Genomic DNA, 18,027 nt, shown 5'->3' on the forward strand with positions numbered 1-18,027 from the left:
AAGGAAAGAAAGATGGAAGTACCAGTTTATTTATTTACAGGATTTTTGGAAAGTGGGAAAACTGGATTTATAAAGGATACCATACAAGACCCCAATTTTTCACATGGTGAAAAGACATTAATTATTTTGTGTGAAGAAGGGTTGGAGGAGTTTGATGAAACATTTTTAAAAGAAAACGGCGCTTCAATTGTTATTGTGGAAAGTGAAGAAAAATTCACCGGGCAATTTCTGAAAGACTGTAGCGTGAAATACGATCCCGAACGGGTTTTTATTGAGCTGAATGGAACATGGGATACCAAGAAATTCCTAAATATGAGTTTTCCAAAATATTGGGAAGTGATTCAGATTATAACCTTAATTAACGGAGAAACCTACCAGTCGTATATGAACAATATGCGTTCTATGCTGGTTAATCACTATACAGATTCGGATATGGTAATATTTAATCGCTGTACGAATGATATGGATAGGGCAGCATTTCGAAGAAGTGTAAAGGCAGTGAATCGAAAGGCACAGGTATATTTTGAGGGAGATGAGCTTGATTCTCAGGATACTTCTGAATTATTACCGTTTGATTTGAATGCAGAAATAATAGAGATTGAAGATGATGATTACGGCATCTGGTATATAGATGCTATGGATCATCCTGAAAAGTATAAAGGAAAGACTATTTCCTTTACTGCGTTAGTTTACAAACCAAAACAGTTAAATGAGGGATTGTTTGTTCCAGGTAGACATGCTATGACATGCTGCGCAGATGACGTTTCCTTTATTGGGTTTATTTGTAAGAGTCAGAACGCAGATAAGCTAAAGCATAGACAGTGGATTAAAATTACGGCAGAAGTTCGAATCGAATACAGAGAGGAATATAAAGGCAAAGGTCCCGTACTATATGCGAAAAAAATAGCCGCCGGTAAGAAACCTGAGGAAGATTTGGTTTATTTTTATTAAAATATTTTTGATATACGATTCTTAAGAGAAAAATACCTTTTTATTTTGAAAGGTATTTTTTTTTTGGGAAATACTAAAGTAATAGAATCACAAAAGATAATTGACAATACAGTTATATATACACATGTATTGACAAAAAATAAAATTCGTGTCATAGTAAATAACGGAGTATGGAAAATACATGGTAGGAATAATGGATAGGAGAAATACATGAAGGATTTAGTAGAGGAAATTAATCAATTAAAGAAAGAGAAAGACGCTGTTATATTAGCACACTATTATGTAATGGATGATATACAAGATATTGCGGATTATGTGGGTGATTCATATTATTTGAGCGAAATAGCCACTCAGGTTTCACAAACCACAATTTGCTTTGCTGGTGTTAAATTCATGGGTGAGAGTGCTAAAATATTATGTCCGGATAAGACAGTGTTGCTTCCAGAGGTATTGGCAGACTGTCCAATGGCCGGAATGGCTGATGTAGATAAAATTATAGAAATGAAAGAAAAATATAATGACTTAGCAGTTGTATGCTATATCAATTCTTCGGCAGAACTTAAAATGTATTCTGATGTTTGTGTGACAAGCTCAAATGCAATTAAAATTGTAAAAGCACTTCCAAATAAAAATATTTATTTTATACCGGATGAGAATCTAGGTAGATACGTGGCATCGCAAGTGCCTGAAAAAAAGTTCATTTTTAATGAAGGGTTTTGTCATGTGCATACTAGTATTTCAAAAGAAAATGTTTGGAAAGCAAAAATTGCAAAACCCCAAATGAAAGTACTTGTACATCCAGAATGTAAAAAAGATGTACTTGAATTAGCAGATTATATAGGAAGCACATCAGGAATAATTGACTATGCAACAAAAAGTAAAAGCAGTGATTTTTTAATATGCACGGAATTAGGAGTATTACATGAGCTGAAAGAGAAAAATCCTGATAAACATTTCTGTTCGGTAGGACATAGGCAATTTTGTCCTAATATGAAAAAGATAACACTTGAGAAAGTAGCCAATAGCTTAAGAAATATGGAAACAGAGGTCAAGATAGCAGAGAATATGAGAATAAGAGCGTTCATGCCCTTAAAGAAAATGTTGGAGTTGGCAAATGGAAGATAATTTATATGATGCAATTATTGTAGGCACAGGTGCAGCCGGTTTATTTACGGCTCTATCCTTGCCTAACGAATGCAAGGTTTTAATGATTACAAAGGATGAAATAACAAAAAGTGATTCCTATCTGGCACAGGGAGGTATTGCCACGTTGCGCAGCTTAGACGATTACGATTCGTATTATGAGGATACGATGAAAGCAGGTCGATATAAAAATAACCCTGAATCGGTACAAGAAATGATATGTTCTTCTCAAAATATTATTTCAAAATTGGTAGATTATAAGGTAGATTTTGATAAGACGAAAGAGGGTACCTTTGAATATACAAGAGAGGGAGGGCATTCAACTTATAGAATTCTGCACCATCAGGATATAACGGGTAAGGAGATAGTAGAAAAGCTTTTGATGGAAGTAAAAAAGCATAATAATATAAGTATTTTGGAAAATACATGGATGCTTGATTTGATTATCAAGAATAATGAATGCAGCGGAATTGTTTCAAGTTGTGAGGAAGAACTTAGCTGTTATTATGGAAAAGCAGTTTATCTTGCTACGGGAGGGCTTGGAGGAATTTTTAAAAACTCTACCAATTATTCTCATATTACCGGTGATGGTTTGTGTATATCTCTGCGACATGGTATTGAAATTCATGATATCAATTATATACAAATACATCCTACTGTATTGTATTCTCAAAAGGAAGGCAGAAGATTTCTGATATCAGAGTCCGTTCGAGGAGAGGGAGCCGTATTACTCAATGAAAAAAAAGAGCGCTTCGTTAACGAATTATTGCCAAGAGATTTACTGACTGAGGCTATTTATGATGAGATGAATAAATATCATACCAATCATGTTTATTTAAGTCTTGCAAATATAAAAAAAGAAAAAATATTGAGACATTTCCCTAATATTTATAATAGATGTCTGGAGGAAGGGTATGATGCATTTGATGAATTGATACCCGTAACGCCGGCACAGCATTACCTTATGGGTGGTATTAAGACAAATATCAATGGAAGAACATCAGCAAAGCATCTTTATGCAGTTGGTGAGACAGCTTGCAACGGAGTACATGGTGCAAATCGGCTGGCTAGTAATTCCTTACTTGAAAGTCTGGTATTTGCAAGAAATGCAGCAAGATGTTTTGTAGAAAGTGACTACAATCATGTGGTTCTTCAACCTTGTGCAAGAGTAGATTTAGAAAAATACAAGGATAAGAATCAGTGGCAAAAGGAGAATAGAAAATTGCTTTCAAATGAAATAAAGAGAAGGGATAAGAATTTTTATGATAAATGGTGTAAATTTAAAGGTTAATATAGATGAATACCTGCTCAATGCATTGAGAGAGGATATAACGAATGAGGATGTTACAACAAACGCTGTGATGAGAGAAGAAGCAATAGGAGAGGCGGAGTTGATATGTAAAGAAGATGGAATCATATGCGGACTTGGGGTATTTGAAAGAGTATTTCAATTGTTGGATAGCAACATCGTTTTTGAAACGTCTTATAAGGATGCAGACCGTGTAAAGAACAAGGAATTAATAGGAGTCATTGAGGGTGATATCCGTGCAATTTTGTCAGGTGAGAGAACGGCACTTAATTATTTACAAAGAATGAGTGGAATTGCAACTATTACAAATGAATATGTAAAGGAATTAAAGGATTATAAGACAAAACTACTTGATACCAGAAAGACAACTCCAAATATGCGTCTCTTTGAAAAATATGCGGTTACGGTAGGAGGAGGAGCCAATCACAGGTATAATTTATCAGATGGCATTTTACTTAAAGACAACCATATAGGGGCGGCAGGCAGTGTCACAAGGGCGGTTAAAATGGCTAGAGAGTATGCACCTTTTGTCCGTAAAATAGAAGTAGAGGTAGAAACTCTTGAAATGGTTAAAGAAGCCCTAGAAGCAAAAGCAGATATTGTCATGTTGGATAATATGAGTAATGAGGATATGGCAGAAGCCGTGAGAATAATTCATGGTAAGGCTCAGACAGAATGCTCGGGTAATGTTACGAAAGAGCGATTGCTGGAAATTGCCGAAATCGGAGTTGATTTTGTATCGTGTGGAGCTCTAACACATTCCGCTCCTATTTTAGATTTTTCACTTAAAAACTTACATCCGAAAATGAAGTTACAAAAATAGTAAAAACTATATGTTTTGTGTTTTAAATCAATAAAAAATAAATAACGAATAAGAAAACAATATTATTGTCAAGTTAAAAGCCTATTATATCCCAATGAAAGTATAATAGGCTTGATTGTTTTATAAAGTAGAAGAGGTCAAGAGATTCAATATAGCAGGTGAATAATTAATTTGATTTAAAGAAGAGTTATCTGAGGCAGATTTATTCTTTGATTCATCAGACTCATCATCATTATTTGTTATTTCTTTATTATTAATAAAAAGATTAATAAAAGTTAAATAATCATCATAGTTAAATAAATCCTTTAATTCTTTTATCTTTTCTTGTAGACTATCGGAAAGCCCTTTATCACTGCTTGTTGTATTGTTATAAGATGTAGACGCAGAATAGGTAGTATCCGGCACATCAACTCCAGATTGCATGTAAGCAGTAACCTTTACGACATAATCTTGTGTTTCCTTAAAGGGTGGAATACCGCCATATTTATTTACGTTATTGCCTCCAGCGTTATAGGCAGCTAAGGCATAAGAGATATTTCCATCATAGGTATTTAATAACTCTGATAAATATTTAGCACCACCCATAATATTTTGCTCTGGATCAAAAGAATCTGTAACTCCTAAGGAGGAAGCGGTTGCAGGCATAAGCTGCATAATTCCTTGAGCACCACAGCGAGAAACAGCATCCGCATTAAAGTTTGATTCCTGTTTTCCAACAGCCTTTAATAAATTGACCGAAATATTATATTTATTGGCGGCACGCTCAAAAATATCACTTAAAGTAGAAGTTTCTCCCAAATATGAAGAAAATGATCCAGTTACACTTGTACTGGAAACATTATTATCTTTAGTACTTACATTTTCATAACCGTCTACTCGATTTACTCCTAACATGTATTCACCTCATTAATTATTTTAAAGTATAATTTTAAACATCTGCTACGTTATTGTTATATCTAATTTTATAGTAAAATCATAATAATTACAAGTATTTATTGATAATTTATGAAAAATTTATTCATTTATATGATAAATGCAGAAATAGTATTTTTAGATATTCAAATAAAGCGATTTACTTTAAGATATCCTTTACATAGAATCCCTATAAAATAATGTGAATAGATGTTTGAAGTTTAGATAAGGAATGATTTGACTAACCAGATTGAATAAACTATAATGTGGTAAAAAGAGAAGTAAAGGAGAGTTATATGCCATATATAAGTACAAAAACAAACGTAGAAATTAGTAAAGAAAAAGAGATAGCCATGAAAGAAAGGTTTGGAAGAGCAATAGAATTAATACCGGGGAAAAGCGAAAATTGGTTAATGTGCGCTTTTGATGGAGGACAATCTATGTATTTTAGAGGGGATGGAAGCAACAATATAGCATTTATTGAAGTGAAAATTTTCGGAAAGTCTACAAAAGAAGCTTATCAAGCATTAACAAAAAAGATTACGGAAATTATAAGTGAAGAACTTCTTGTTTCAACGGATAAGATTTATGTAAAATATGAGGAAGTAAGTATATGGGGATGGGATGGTAGCAATTTTTAATTCAATGGAAATTGAGTGAATCACTAATTGGTAAGAAAAATTTTTCATAATGTATTAGGGAGGATAGCTATGTATCAACATCATAAGGAATCATTAGAAATTTTGGTTGAATTCTTTAAGAAAAGAGAAGAAGTAATTGCAATTGTATTTGGGGGATCAGTAGCTAAGGGAACGGAAAGACCGGATTCAGATCTAGATGCAATGATTATTGTAACGCAGGAAGAATATGAAAAGAGAAGAATAAACAAAACACTTTCTGAAACGATTAACGGAATGTGTACTTATGAGAAAGGATATTTTGATATTAAGTATATGACTAAGGAGTATCTTCAGATGGCGGTACATAAAGGAAGTGAACCAACCAGGAATTCTTTTTTGTGTGCCCGGGTTTTATTCAGCAAGGATGATGAAATTGAGAGTATTGTGAATCAAATCCCTATTTTTCAAAAGGAAGAAAAAGATGATAAACAGCTTTCCTTTTATAGTGCACTGATGGTGAATTATCATTATTTCTGGAAAGTTTGTAAGCCGGAAGGTTATATGAGAATCCATGTGATGTCTGAAATAATCTATATGGTATACCGTATGATACTCCAAAAGAATGAAGTGCTGTTCGCATCCAACCGAAAGCTGGAGGAAATAGTTGAACAGATGAAGTATAAGCCAAAAGAAATTGTAGTGTTGGGTAAAAGCTTTGCTAAATCAGGACTGGACAGTGATTGTGATGCATTTGTTACAGCTTTTTTGGAATGGTCGGATTACAAAGAGGAGGACTATAGTAAAGTTTTGACAAGATATCAGGAGGACTATGAAACTTGGTGGTTAAAGCCCAGACCATTGGTAAATGAGTGGTAGTAAAAAAGTAGAAAAATGAATTGGGGAGCTGATGCGTTAAAGAAGTAGGTAAGGAGGGAACGAATGGTGAGTAAAATAGCATTTTTCTGTATTCCGGCACATGGACACACCAATCCTACATTAGAAGTTGTTAAGGAATTGGTAAAGAGGGGAAATGAAGTCTGGTATTATTCTTATGATACAATGAAAGATAAGATAGAATCTACAGGAGCAAGGTATATTTCTTGTGATAAGTATGATATCCAGATGAATTTAAAACCAGAAGATGCGGAGCGTGTTGGAAAAGATATTGCTTTTTCAATGGAAATATTAGTGAACACTACGCTGGCATTAGATGAGGCAATTATTGAGGAAATGAAGGACTGGAAGCCGGATTGCATTGTAGCGGATTCTATGGCTGCATGGGGGAAAATGACTGCTTTTAAGTTAAATATTCCATTTGTTTCATCTACAACTACTTTTGCATTTAACCGATATTCTTCTAAAATTATGAAGCAAGGAATCATTCCTCTATTTAGTATGTTGCTTTCAATGTCAAAAGCAAAGAAGAGCATCAAGAAGCTGCGGGATAAGGGATATCCGGTAAAGGGCGTATTGTCAATGATACAAAATGATAATGAAACCAATACAATTGTATACACTTCACCAGAATTTCAGCCATGCGCTGAGACATTTTCGGATAAGTATACTTTTGTTGGACCATCTGTACGTCAAATCGACTATAAAATCACAAAGACTGTTACAAAGACTATTTACATATCTCTTGGTACGGTAAATAATCAAGATAGTTCCTTTTTTCGGAATTGTATGTTAGCATTAAAAGACAGTGATATGAACGTGATAATGTCAGTTGGTGATGTGATTGATATGGCTTTGTTGGGCAATATTCCCGCAAACTTTCAAGTTGAAAGAAGTGTAAACCAAATTGAAGTATTACAACAAGTAGATTTATTTGTCACGCATTGTGGAATGAATAGTGTAAATGAAGCACTGTATTATAAAGTACCGTTGATACTGTTTCCACAGACAAGCGAACAGGGCGGGGTAGCCTACCGTGTAAATGAATTAGGTGCTGGAGTCTATTTGAAAGACAATAGTGTGTCGGCTATAAAGGAAGCGGTAAAAGAGATACTCAATAATCCCATTTACAAAAAAAATGCAGAAATAATAGCAAAAGACTTTCATAAATGTGGCGGTCCTAAATTGGCGGCTAATAAAATATTAGAAGTTGCCGGGAAATAAAAATTATTTAATCTCTAAGCTAAAATTTGAAAGGCGAGGTATAAACCATGATTGTAATTATGCAAAGAGAGATGTAGCAGAAATAATTATGAAAAATCAGAGGAGATTGAAAATAGTATGAAAGAAGTTTATGAAAAATGTCCAGTATTGGAAAATGATAAATATTTATTGCGGTTGGTTGAGATAGATGATGCTAAAGATTTATTAAAAGTGTATAGTGATGTAAGGGCAGTTCCCTACTTTAATAGTGATAATTGTAATGGTGATAATTTTTTCTATAAAACGTTTGTACAAATGCAAGAGGCAATAAAGTATTGGATTTTGGAGTATGAGAGAAAAGGATTTGTAAGATGGTCAATAATTGATAAAAATAGTAATGAAATAATTGGGACAATTGAATTATTTCATAGAACTTCCCAAGATCATTTTAATGCATGTGCAATTCTGAGGATGGATTTAAGAAGTGACTATGAAAATGAAAAATGTGTCTATGAATTATTAACGATTATATTATCCACTGCATATGATTTGTTTGAATGCACTATGATAGCGACAAAAGCTGCATCATTTGCAAGGGAAAGAATTGATTCATTAAAGCGTATTGGTTTCAAACAATCAGAAGATAAATTGACAGGTCATGATGGAACGGAATATGGTAACTATTGGATTCGCTTAAAATGATAACAAGGAGAGCTACATAGTAAGTCGCACTTTTATATAATAGAAGTAGGATGGATTTTATAAAATAAGAGAGTGCTAAATATTATATGAAAATGTAAACGGAGAAGTTAAGTGTTTTATTAGAGCTCTATAGTCTTGAGTATCCCAGATTATTTTTGGGATACTTTTTTAGTTCACAGGAAAGACCTTGGTGGTAACGTAAAAAAGTTTGATTCCTATGAAATAAAAACACGATGCGCATTCAAAAACATAAATAGTACAAATACCTATTTACTATAAACAACACTTTGTTGTATAATGAACATGAATATTATTAATAATATGCAAAGTAGATAAAGAGAGGAGTTATTTAATGGAACGTAAACAAAAGATAAAAAAAAGCAGTTTGCTATTCAAAAATGTTTTAATTAATTTAGTAATTGTAATTGGTCTAATTGTAACAATTGTAACTATTTTATATCAGCTAAGTGCAAGAGAGATTACAAGGGAAATTGAGGAGCAAATTCACTTAAAGTTGGAGAGTGCGAAAGATGATATAGAAAACACTCGGACTAATCAAGAACAGCAGCTTTCAATTTTAAGCAATACCTCTGACGTTGAGGAGATAATGTATGGGCATGATGCCAGCAATTTCAGAAATCAGGTTGATGAATTACTAGAGAGCTATCAATTTATGGAAAACGTTTTGCTTATTGACAGTACGGGGAAGGTGTTGTTTGATTCCGGTAATAAGGAAACCAGTGAGCTTGACCTTTCATCCCGTGCTTATTTTCAGGAAAGTATAAAAGGAAATACGGCACATAGTGATATTTTAGTATCACAGGGAACCGGCAATTTAATAGAAATGGTAAGTGTTCCAATTGAAAGAAGCGGAAAAGTAATAGGAGTTCTCGCAACATCCATGAATATTGATTATATTAAGTCGGTTTTACAGGAAATAAAGGTGGAAGAGAGTGGATATGCATTTCTTTTAGATGAGAATGGTAATTTTATTTATCATCCAAACTCGGAATTAATTAATACAAGTATGACTGAGGCAGGTGTTTTGGAATTAAATGAAGCATGGCCAGATATGCAGGCGGGTAAGGAAGGTGTGGTTTATTATACTTACGACGGAGTGAAAAAGATGACGTTGTATCTACCTATAGGAAGCTGGACACTTTCTATTAATGCTGTCAAATCAGAATATTTATCGGCAGTCAACGCAATGCTTCAGGAAATTTTGATTATTGGATTTGTGATGCTTATTCTTGCATCAGGAGCTTCGGCACTAAATTCCTATTTAACCGTCAAAAAAATTAAAAAAGTACAGAAAGTAATGGGAGTTGTGACTCGCGGAGATATGACAGTGCAGGTAGAAGAACAGAATTTGAAAAAGTGCTGGGAAATATTAAACTGTGACAAGACAGAATGTCCAGGCTATAAGAATGAAAATTTAAAATGCTGGGAAATGTCAAATACATTATGTAGGGGCGAGGTTCAGGCTGATGCAATAGCAAAGATTGATAATTGTAAAAAGTGCCACGTATTTGAAGCATCTGAGGGAGATGAGCTTGGCCAGATGACAAGAAGTCTTAGTGTAATGATTAAAACAATGAGAAATTTGATTTTTAATATTTCGCAAATAGCGGAGCAGTTATCAAGCTCAAGTCAAGAGCTATCAAGTGCCTCGGAGGAGACTACAACATCAGCAGAAAGTATATCGGAAAGAATGGAAGAAATGAGTTCGAATGCGCAAAACCAGACAGAATACGTAGAAAGTATTAATTTAATGGCACATGAAATGAATTCAAAGCTATACGACTCTGTTGGTAAAATTAATCATATGGCAGAGGAAGCTGGTATTGTAAATCAGAAAGCTAAGGCTGGAGAAGAAAAAATAGGTGATACCATTAATGGGATGGAGCAAATTAAGTCTCATACGAAAAAGATAGAATCGGTAATGGATGAACTGATTCAACAATCTGCTGAGATTGGAAATATTAATAGTATGATTACTTCAATAGCAGAAGAGACAAATCTCTTATCGTTAAATGCTTCTATTGAGGCGGCAAGGGCAGGGGAGAACGGAAAAGGTTTTGGAGTTGTAGCAGATGAAATCGGTAAACTGGCTTCCCAATCGCAGGAATCAGCAAAAGGAATTTCAATGCTGATTGAACGAATTACAGAAAGCATTCAATCTGCAAGTGATCTAATGCATACCGAAACAGAGTTTGTACAAGAGGGTATCCAATCAGTTCAAGAATCTAAAACTGCATTCGAAGAAATTGCTCATACGGTATATGAATTAGTGGATAAAATGAAAGAAGTGGTTGACTTTGTAGAAACGGTAAGGGGATCTAGTGTTTCGGTAACAGAGGCAATGGAAAAAATGGCTGGTATTATTGAGGAATCTGGTAGTGATGTAGAGGAAATAACGGCTTCCACTGAGGAACAGACAAGTGTTTCAGAAGAAATTGCAAGATCGGCCACAGAGCTAGCACAAATGGCAGAGGAGCTCATGAAAGCAGTGAGTGAATTTAAGGTATGATATTTTAAAAAGTAAATATTTTATTTCATGAATGAGGATGTCTCTGTTTTATAAGTTTTTGCTTATAAAAAGGGAGCATCCTTATTTAATGATAGGGTCGGGCTGTTTTTTATTTTATGAAATTGATTCCTTGAATAATAATAGATCTTGTGATAAAAGCCATTTCTTTTGGAGACTCTTTTAACCCGCTTTGAAGCCATTCACTAAAAAGACCAATACAGCCAGACAGCATGTAATTAAAATAATATTCAAAATTGTCTGCTTTATTTTTGCTAAACAGTAAGTTCCAGTCATGGAAGCATTTTGCGCGAACAATATTTTTTAATTTTTCTATGAAAGCTATGTCACCGTTTGCACTAAGAAGTGCTGCACAAATCGCTTCATTTTCTTTCAAAAACTTAAATATGTCTTCTAGTAAGGTCAAAGGATAGTCTGTCACATTCAACGGATTATATACGTTTAAAACGATTTGAAATTCTTCAAACATTTCTGCTTCAATTTGATTCACCATATCAAAAATATCTTTATAGTGAAGATAAAATGTACCTCTGTTTAAATCAACTTTTTCAGTTAGTTCTTTCACTGAAATTTCTTTGAAACTCTTGATGCTCATCAATTCTGTAAGCCCTTTTTTTAGAGCATATTTAGTTTTGCGGATTCGTCTATCTGCTGTTTTTTCTTTCATTAGAAGCCTCCAATCTAAAGTATGAAATAATATAATACTTTGAAATAGTGATAAATATTATGATATTATTTATTTGTGGGATATAAGATATAGTAATGATTACTATGCTCATTATAATTAATAATTATTTGAAAAACAACACTAAGTTGATTTAACGAAAAAAGTATATTAGTGTATAGAAGCCAAAAAATGATTGTATCAAATTGAATGGATTGAAATTTTGCAATTATAATATATAATAAAAAGAGAGTAAGTTTTTCGATAAAATAAATTAGATAGTCCTTTTCTTTAAGGCAACTATTTGAATGATGGAGGTAGTATGCAAGGATATAACTGCATTATAGTATATAATGAAAAAAATAACAGATTGTTGTTTTGTAAACGAAGTAAAGCTCCTTATTTGGGTCTGTACAATCTGGTTGGCGGCAAAATCGAACAAAAAGAAGATGGATTTGAGGCAGCTTATCGGGAACTCGAAGAGGAGACTGGAATCAATCGAACACAGATTATACTGAATCATATGATGGATTTTACATATTATAATCAAAACTGCTACGTTGAGGTTTATGTTGGATATTTAAAAGAGAATGTTGTATTGCGTGAAGAAGCTCATCCACTTGTTTGGATGGGGTTAGGAGAGGACTTTTTTGATCGTAATCGGTTTGCAGGTGAAGGTAATATTGGTCATATGCTAGAACAAGTAAAATGTTACGGTGTAGGTATAACGAAAACCTTATAAAAGAGTGTATGTTTGTATATGAGAAAATAATAAAGGTGCCTATTAACTTAAATGCTAAATAGGCACCTTATGATTTATTCCATGATAGCTGTTACATAATAGGTAGTCTTTCCTTTTTCAAAAGGAATAAGATTGCTGAACATTTCTTTATCATCAACAATCAATTTTGAAATTCCTTTTTGAGTATTATGTTCATTTTTAATCGAGATATAGTAAATAGCATTACGAAATTCTCTTGTTATTGTAAAATCTCCAAACCCAGAAGGAACACAAGGATTAATGACAAGACCCTTGTAATCGGGCTGAATACCTAATATATATTGAGATACATTAACAAAAGTCCAGGCAGCGGTACCAGTCAGCCAGCTATTTTTTGCTTCACCATGAAAAACTGCATCTGCTCCGGCGATCATTTGCGAATATACATATGGTTCCGTGCGATGTATTTCACTGATATCCTCTAGATATGCAGGACACGTTTTTTGGTAAATCTCAAAGGCTCTGTCACCTCTTCCGATTACTGATTCAGCAATGGAAACCCAAGGATTATTATGACAGAAAATTCCTGCATTTTCCTTATATCCTGGCGGGTAAGAAGAAATTTCACCAAGATTTAGATAATATTTGCTATAAGCAGGTTGAAGCAACATGATTCCATACTTTGTATCAAGATGTTCTTTGACAGAGTCTAGTGCTTTCTTGGCAAGACCTTCCTCTACACCTATTCCTGCAAGAACGCAAAAACCTTGAGGCTCAATAAAAATTTTCCCCTCTGTACATTCGTGTGAGCCTACTTTATTACTGTTAGCATCGTAAGCTCGAAGAAACCATTGACCATCCCAGCCACTTTCCAAGACTGCCTTGTTCATGGATTCTACGGCTGCTAAAGCACGAACTTCCTCTTCAAAATCATTTAGCTCATGGCAGATAGTGGCGTATTCCTTTCCATATTTTACAAACATTCCTGCAATAAAGACCGATTCTGCAATAGGACCTTCCGAAGGACCTGTTGTTTGAAAAGACTCACCAGGCTCTTTTGAAAAGCAGTTTAAGTTAAGGCAGTCGTTCCAGTCAGCACGCCCAATCAAAGGAAGCTTATGTGGTCCTAAATGGGTTAAAGTGTAGTCAAAAGAGCGTCTTAAATGTTCTAATAGGGATGCGGTTTTACTTTCGTCGTTGTCAAATGGGACAGTTTCACCTAGTATGGATAAATCTCCGGTTTCTCTTATGTAGGCAGACACACACGCAATCAGCCATAGTGGGTCGTCATTAAAGCCGCTGCCGATATCTAGGTTACCTTTTTTGGTAAGTGGCTGATATTGATGATATGCGCTGCCATCTTCAAATTGAGTGGAGGCTATATCAATGATACGTTCTCTTGCTCTGTCTGGAATTAGATGAACGAAGCCTAGCAAATCCTGGCAAGAATCACGAAATCCCATACCACGTCCTGTGCCTGATTCATAATAAGAGGCTGATCGAGACATGTTAAAAGTAACGATACATTGATATTGATTCCAGATATTTACCATTCGACACAGTTTGTCGTCCTTGCAGCTAACGACGTATTTGGAAAGTAATTGATTCCAGTGATCCTTTAAATTATTCAAAGCTACGGTTACCTGTTCATCGCTTGAATAGCGGCTAAGCATTGCCTTTGCAGGCTTCTTGTTAATTATATTTAATGATTCCCATTTATCTTCTTCTTTATTTTCAATGTAGCCAAGTACAAATATTAGGCTTTTGGATTCTCCGGGCTTTAGAGTTATGTTAAAATGGTGGGAACCAATTGGACTCCATCCGCTGGCAATCGAATTGGCAGAGCACTTGCTATTTACTACGGCCGGATCATCCGTTGCGTTGTATGCTCCTAGAAATGCATCACGACTGGTGTCAAAGCCGTCAGCCTTTTGATTGGCTGCAAATATGGCATAATGGTTGCGCCGCTCTCTGTATTCCGTCTTATGATAGATTTCACTTCCGTCAACTTCAACTTCTCCGATACTTAAATTACGCTGAAAATTTGTCATATCGTCTACCGCATTCCATAAGCAAAATTCAACGTAAGAAAATAGGGAAAATGTTTTCGTGTCAGTTGAATCATTTGTTAAGAGAACTTGATTGATTTCACAATTATCTTCAAGCGGTACAAAGGCAGTAACGCAGGCTTTCAGTTTGTTCTTGGAAGAAGTAATTCTGCTGTAACCTAAGCCATGACGGCATTCATAGGAATCAAGCTCAGTCTTGGTTGGCTGCCAGCCCGGATTCCATATAGTACCGTTATCATTTATATAGAAATATTTTCCACCGGTATCAGTCGGAATATTATTGTAACGGTAGCGTGTCAGTCTTAAAAGTTTAGCGTCCTTATAGAAAGTATAACCGCCGCAGGTGTTCGAATATAAGGAAAAGAAATTGTCACAGCCCAAATAGTTAATCCAGGGAAGTGGCGTTTTCGGTGTTGTAATTACATATTCTTTTTCGTTGTCATCAAAAAATCCAAATTTCATAGTACATTCTCCATTTCGATCGTTATAATAGGGAACTAAATAGTTACGTGTAGAAAACGATTAAGTAAAAATCAAATTAGAATCTAATGTCAATAGTATAGCTTATAACCCTTTATAAATCAATATACAAGTGATGAAATAAATAAAAAATTCGATCAGTCAGATATTACCAAATATCCAAACTATAGTAAAGGTATTCGTAAATTTATCCATTTAATAGTAAAAAAATAAAGAATAAGTATAAATAAAGGATTATAAGAGAACTTATTAACTAATACTAGGGTAAAAACAAACAAAAAATATAAAATAGTACTTGCAAAAACATAAATAGTGTTGTATATTTAAATTACGAAAACGATTAAGTTAATTAAAACTCTGTTTAAATGGTCGCTTGATGAGTATAATAAACAGGACAATACATACAGAATAAAGCTTTTATTATTGTTAAACCGACATTTTTTAAATTGGAGGAGTACAAATGGTATCTATGAAAGATATATCCCTAAAATGTGGGGTGTCAGTGGCAACAGTCAGTAAAGCATTAAATAATCACAGCGACATTGGAGAATCAACGAAAGAATATATCAAAAAGACAGCAAAGGAAATGGGATATTTTCCAAATTCATCGGCAAGAGCACTAAAGACAAACCGAACTTATAACATAGGAGTTTTGTTTGTGGATGAGGCACAAAGTGGATTGACTCATGAATATTTTTCACATGTCTTGGATAGTTTTAAGGTTACTGCAGAACAGAATGGATATGATATTACCTTTATCAGCAGACATAATGTACGTAATTCTATGTCGTATTTAGAGCATAGCAGATACAGAGGAGTAGATGGGGTAGTAATAGCATGCGTTGATTTTCATGATTCCGAGGTGATTGAGTTAGTAAGCAGTGAGCTGCCAGTTGTGACGATTGATTATACATTTAATAATCGAATAGCAGTTATATCAGATAACATAAAGGGTATGAAAGATTTAATTACTTACATATATGATATGGGACATAGAAAAATTGCTTATATACATGGAGCAGATTCCGCAGTTACGCAAAACCGTGTGGGCAGCTATTATAAAACGTTGGAGAGTCTGGGGATTGCAGTACCGGATGAGTATGTAAAAGAAGGTATTTATCATGATACGGAATCTTCTGCTATTTTGACCAGAGAGCTTTTAAATTTAAAGGAGCGGCCAACCTGTATTATTTATCCGGATGATTTTTCCTGTATAGGGGGAATCAATATAATTAAGGAAAAGGGACTTAAGATTCCGGAGGATATTTCAGTTGTCGGTTATGACGGTTTAAGACTTTCGCAAGTATTAGATCCAAAACTTACGACATTAAAGCAAGACACAAAAAGTCTGGGAATGCTTGCCGCTGAGAAGCTGATTCATTTAATTGAAAAACCAAAAACAGCGGTAATTGAAAGAATAGTTGTGGAAGGTGAGGTCCTAAAGGGTGGATCGGTAATTAAAATAGGGTAGTACCAGTTAAACAATATTAACTGTACAAAAATAAAATAATTAATTAAGGGAGGAAACAAAATGAAGAAAAAAATGTTGGCGTTAGCACTAGCGGCATCAATGGCAACAGTTTCACTAACAGGGTGTGGTGGATCTTCAACTACAACGACAGAGGCAACTACGAATGAAGCGACAGATACAGAAAAGGAAACAGAAACCTCAGAGACTGCGGATACAGCAACGGCTACAGACGCAGCAGACGAGGAGGTACCTGAAAATGAGGTGATTGGAAATACTAACGCAGAAGATGCATTTTATGTATATTGCTGGAATGCAGATGTTATGAATAATGTTATAACATATTTCAATGAAACATATCCAGAGGACGCAGACCGAATTGTATATGTCAATACAGGTGGAACTGATTTCTATCAGACTAAGATTGATGCTTTATTAGATGATCCTACAAATCCTCAATATCCAGATATGATTGCAATGGAAATGGACTATATCATGAAATATACGGATAGTGATTATACACTACCTGTAAGTGAGCTTGGAATAACAGAAGCAGATATGAAAAATATGTACCAGTATACAATTGATGCAGCGACTGTAAATGGCCAAGTAAAAGGTTTATCTTGGCAGGCTTGCCCTGGGGCTATGATGTATAGAAGAAGTCTTGCAGAGAAATATCTAGGAACATCAGAACCAGATAAAGTACAAGAGTTCTTTAAGGATTGGGACACTATGCTTGCAACTGGAAAGAAAATTGTGGCAGATTCCAATGGAGCAACTAAATTATTTTCAGGTGTAGATGATGTCAAACGAGTTTATCAGGCAGCCAGAGAAACAGCATGGTATGATTCAAACTCAAAGCTGACTGTAGAAGATACAATGTTAGATTACATGGATTATGCAAAAGCATTACAGGATGCAGGTCTGACAAACGGAACAACTCAGTGGACTGATGAATGGGCAGCAAATGTTCAAAATGATAACACCTTTGCATATATGGGATGTACCTGGTTCTTACATTGGACTTTAAAGGCTAATTGCGGTGGCACAAAAGCAGGCGAAGGAACTTATGGAGACTGGGCTATGTGCGCAGGACCACAGCCATATTACTGGGGAGGTACATGGCTTGGTGCAACAAAGGATTGTTCGGATAAAAATCTTGCCGGTAAAATTATGAAAGCAGCAACCTGTGATACAGAAGTAATGAAAAATATTTGCAAGGGATCTTTGGATTATGTAAATAACAAAGAAGCCATTGCTTCCTTAAGTGAAGAAGGAGTTGGCAAATTTGATTTCCTTGGAGGTCAGGATTTCTTGTCATATTTTTCTCCTCTTGCAGAGGAAATTGAACTTCCTGCTATGTGTGGTGAAGACTTCTATATTACAACAGCTTTTGATGATCAGGTAACCTCATATGTAAATGGTGACAAAGATAAAGAAACGGCTGTAAAAGATTTTAAGAGTTATGTAGTTGATTTATATCCTTATTTATCAGCAGAATAAATATAAATTTACGAGGG

Annotated in this window: 15 protein-coding genes; 12 read left to right on the plus strand and 3 right to left on the minus strand. The window is 34.6% G+C overall.

The annotated features are described in order from the left end of the window. Window positions 1-12 precede the first annotated feature (12 nt). The 4 genes from C8E03_RS18965 (at window position 13) to nadC (ending at window position 4,226) form a co-directional block, all read left to right on the plus strand. Complete coding sequence (locus C8E03_RS18965) at window positions 13-951, plus strand: TIGR03943 family putative permease subunit (RefSeq protein WP_094376220.1); 939 nt, start codon at window positions 13-15, stop codon at window positions 949-951. A 210-nt stretch (window positions 952-1,161) separates the two neighbouring features. Beyond that, window positions 1,162-2,076, plus strand: coding sequence for a quinolinate synthase NadA (nadA, locus tag C8E03_RS18970; RefSeq protein ID WP_110291844.1), 915 nt, complete (start codon window positions 1,162-1,164; stop codon window positions 2,074-2,076). Next, window positions 2,066-3,385 (plus strand): L-aspartate oxidase, encoded by a 1,320-nt coding sequence (locus tag C8E03_RS18975; protein WP_110291845.1) that lies wholly within the window; start codon window positions 2,066-2,068, stop codon window positions 3,383-3,385. Before nadA ends, C8E03_RS18975 begins: the two co-directional genes overlap by 11 nt. Then, the gene (gene nadC / locus C8E03_RS18980) at window positions 3,357-4,226 is read left to right on the plus strand and encodes a carboxylating nicotinate-nucleotide diphosphorylase (RefSeq protein ID WP_094376223.1); all 870 of its coding nucleotides are present in this window, start codon (window positions 3,357-3,359) and stop codon (window positions 4,224-4,226) included. The genes C8E03_RS18975 and nadC overlap by 29 nt, the downstream gene beginning before the upstream one ends. A gap of 120 nt (window positions 4,227-4,346) precedes the next feature. Here the strand turns inward: nadC and C8E03_RS18985 are convergent, their stop codons facing one another. Continuing rightward, window positions 4,347-5,120: a lytic transglycosylase domain-containing protein gene (locus C8E03_RS18985; RefSeq protein WP_110291846.1), complete on the minus strand. Its 774-nt coding sequence runs from the start codon at window positions 5,118-5,120 to the stop codon at window positions 4,347-4,349. A 314-nt stretch (window positions 5,121-5,434) separates the two neighbouring features. Between C8E03_RS18985 and C8E03_RS18990 the strand changes: the two genes are divergently transcribed. From C8E03_RS18990 to C8E03_RS19010, 5 genes are all read left to right on the plus strand, one after another. Beyond that, on the plus strand, window positions 5,435-5,779 hold the full coding sequence (locus C8E03_RS18990) for a phenylpyruvate tautomerase MIF-related protein (protein WP_094376225.1): 345 nt from the start codon (window positions 5,435-5,437) through the stop codon (window positions 5,777-5,779). Between the two features lie 69 nt (window positions 5,780-5,848). Continuing rightward, window positions 5,849-6,634: a nucleotidyltransferase domain-containing protein gene (locus tag C8E03_RS18995; protein WP_094376226.1), complete on the plus strand. Its 786-nt coding sequence runs from the start codon at window positions 5,849-5,851 to the stop codon at window positions 6,632-6,634. A 63-nt stretch (window positions 6,635-6,697) separates the two neighbouring features. Beyond that, complete coding sequence (locus C8E03_RS19000) at window positions 6,698-7,876, plus strand: macrolide family glycosyltransferase (RefSeq protein WP_330410872.1); 1,179 nt, start codon at window positions 6,698-6,700, stop codon at window positions 7,874-7,876. 117 nt (window positions 7,877-7,993) lie between these two features. Further along, window positions 7,994-8,557 carry a GNAT family N-acetyltransferase gene (locus tag C8E03_RS19005; RefSeq protein ID WP_094376227.1) on the plus strand — a complete coding sequence of 188 codons (564 nt, stop codon included), beginning with the start codon at window positions 7,994-7,996 and terminating at the stop codon, window positions 8,555-8,557. A gap of 352 nt (window positions 8,558-8,909) precedes the next feature. After that, window positions 8,910-11,087, plus strand: a complete 2,178-nt coding sequence (locus C8E03_RS19010) for a methyl-accepting chemotaxis protein (RefSeq protein WP_110291847.1) — start codon at window positions 8,910-8,912, stop codon at window positions 11,085-11,087. A 109-nt stretch (window positions 11,088-11,196) separates the two neighbouring features. Here C8E03_RS19010 and C8E03_RS19015 read toward each other — a convergent pair whose 3' ends face one another. Beyond that, window positions 11,197-11,772 (minus strand): TetR/AcrR family transcriptional regulator, encoded by a 576-nt coding sequence (locus C8E03_RS19015; RefSeq protein ID WP_110291848.1) that lies wholly within the window; start codon window positions 11,770-11,772, stop codon window positions 11,197-11,199. Window positions 11,773-12,091: 319 nt separating this feature from the next. On the opposite strand from C8E03_RS19015, the gene C8E03_RS19020 reads away from it, so the two are divergent. After that, window positions 12,092-12,511 carry an NUDIX hydrolase gene (locus C8E03_RS19020; RefSeq protein WP_110291849.1) on the plus strand — a complete coding sequence of 140 codons (420 nt, stop codon included), beginning with the start codon at window positions 12,092-12,094 and terminating at the stop codon, window positions 12,509-12,511. Window positions 12,512-12,585: 74 nt separating this feature from the next. On the opposite strand, the gene C8E03_RS19025 is transcribed toward C8E03_RS19020, so the two are convergent. Continuing rightward, window positions 12,586-15,021: a GH36-type glycosyl hydrolase domain-containing protein gene (locus C8E03_RS19025; protein WP_094376231.1), complete on the minus strand. Its 2,436-nt coding sequence runs from the start codon at window positions 15,019-15,021 to the stop codon at window positions 12,586-12,588. 478 nt (window positions 15,022-15,499) lie between these two features. On the opposite strand from C8E03_RS19025, the gene C8E03_RS19030 reads away from it, so the two are divergent. Both C8E03_RS19030 and C8E03_RS19035 read left to right on the plus strand, forming a co-directional pair. After that, on the plus strand, window positions 15,500-16,510 hold the full coding sequence (locus C8E03_RS19030; RefSeq protein WP_110291850.1) for a LacI family DNA-binding transcriptional regulator: 1,011 nt from the start codon (window positions 15,500-15,502) through the stop codon (window positions 16,508-16,510). 60 nt (window positions 16,511-16,570) lie between these two features. Beyond that, the gene (locus C8E03_RS19035) at window positions 16,571-18,010 is read left to right on the plus strand and encodes an ABC transporter substrate-binding protein (RefSeq protein ID WP_110291851.1); all 1,440 of its coding nucleotides are present in this window, start codon (window positions 16,571-16,573) and stop codon (window positions 18,008-18,010) included. The last annotated feature ends 17 nt before the right edge of the window (window positions 18,011-18,027 follow it).

The organism is Lachnotalea glycerini, assembly GCF_003201285.1.
GTDB lineage: Bacteria > Bacillota > Clostridia > Lachnospirales > Lachnospiraceae > Lachnotalea > Lachnotalea glycerini.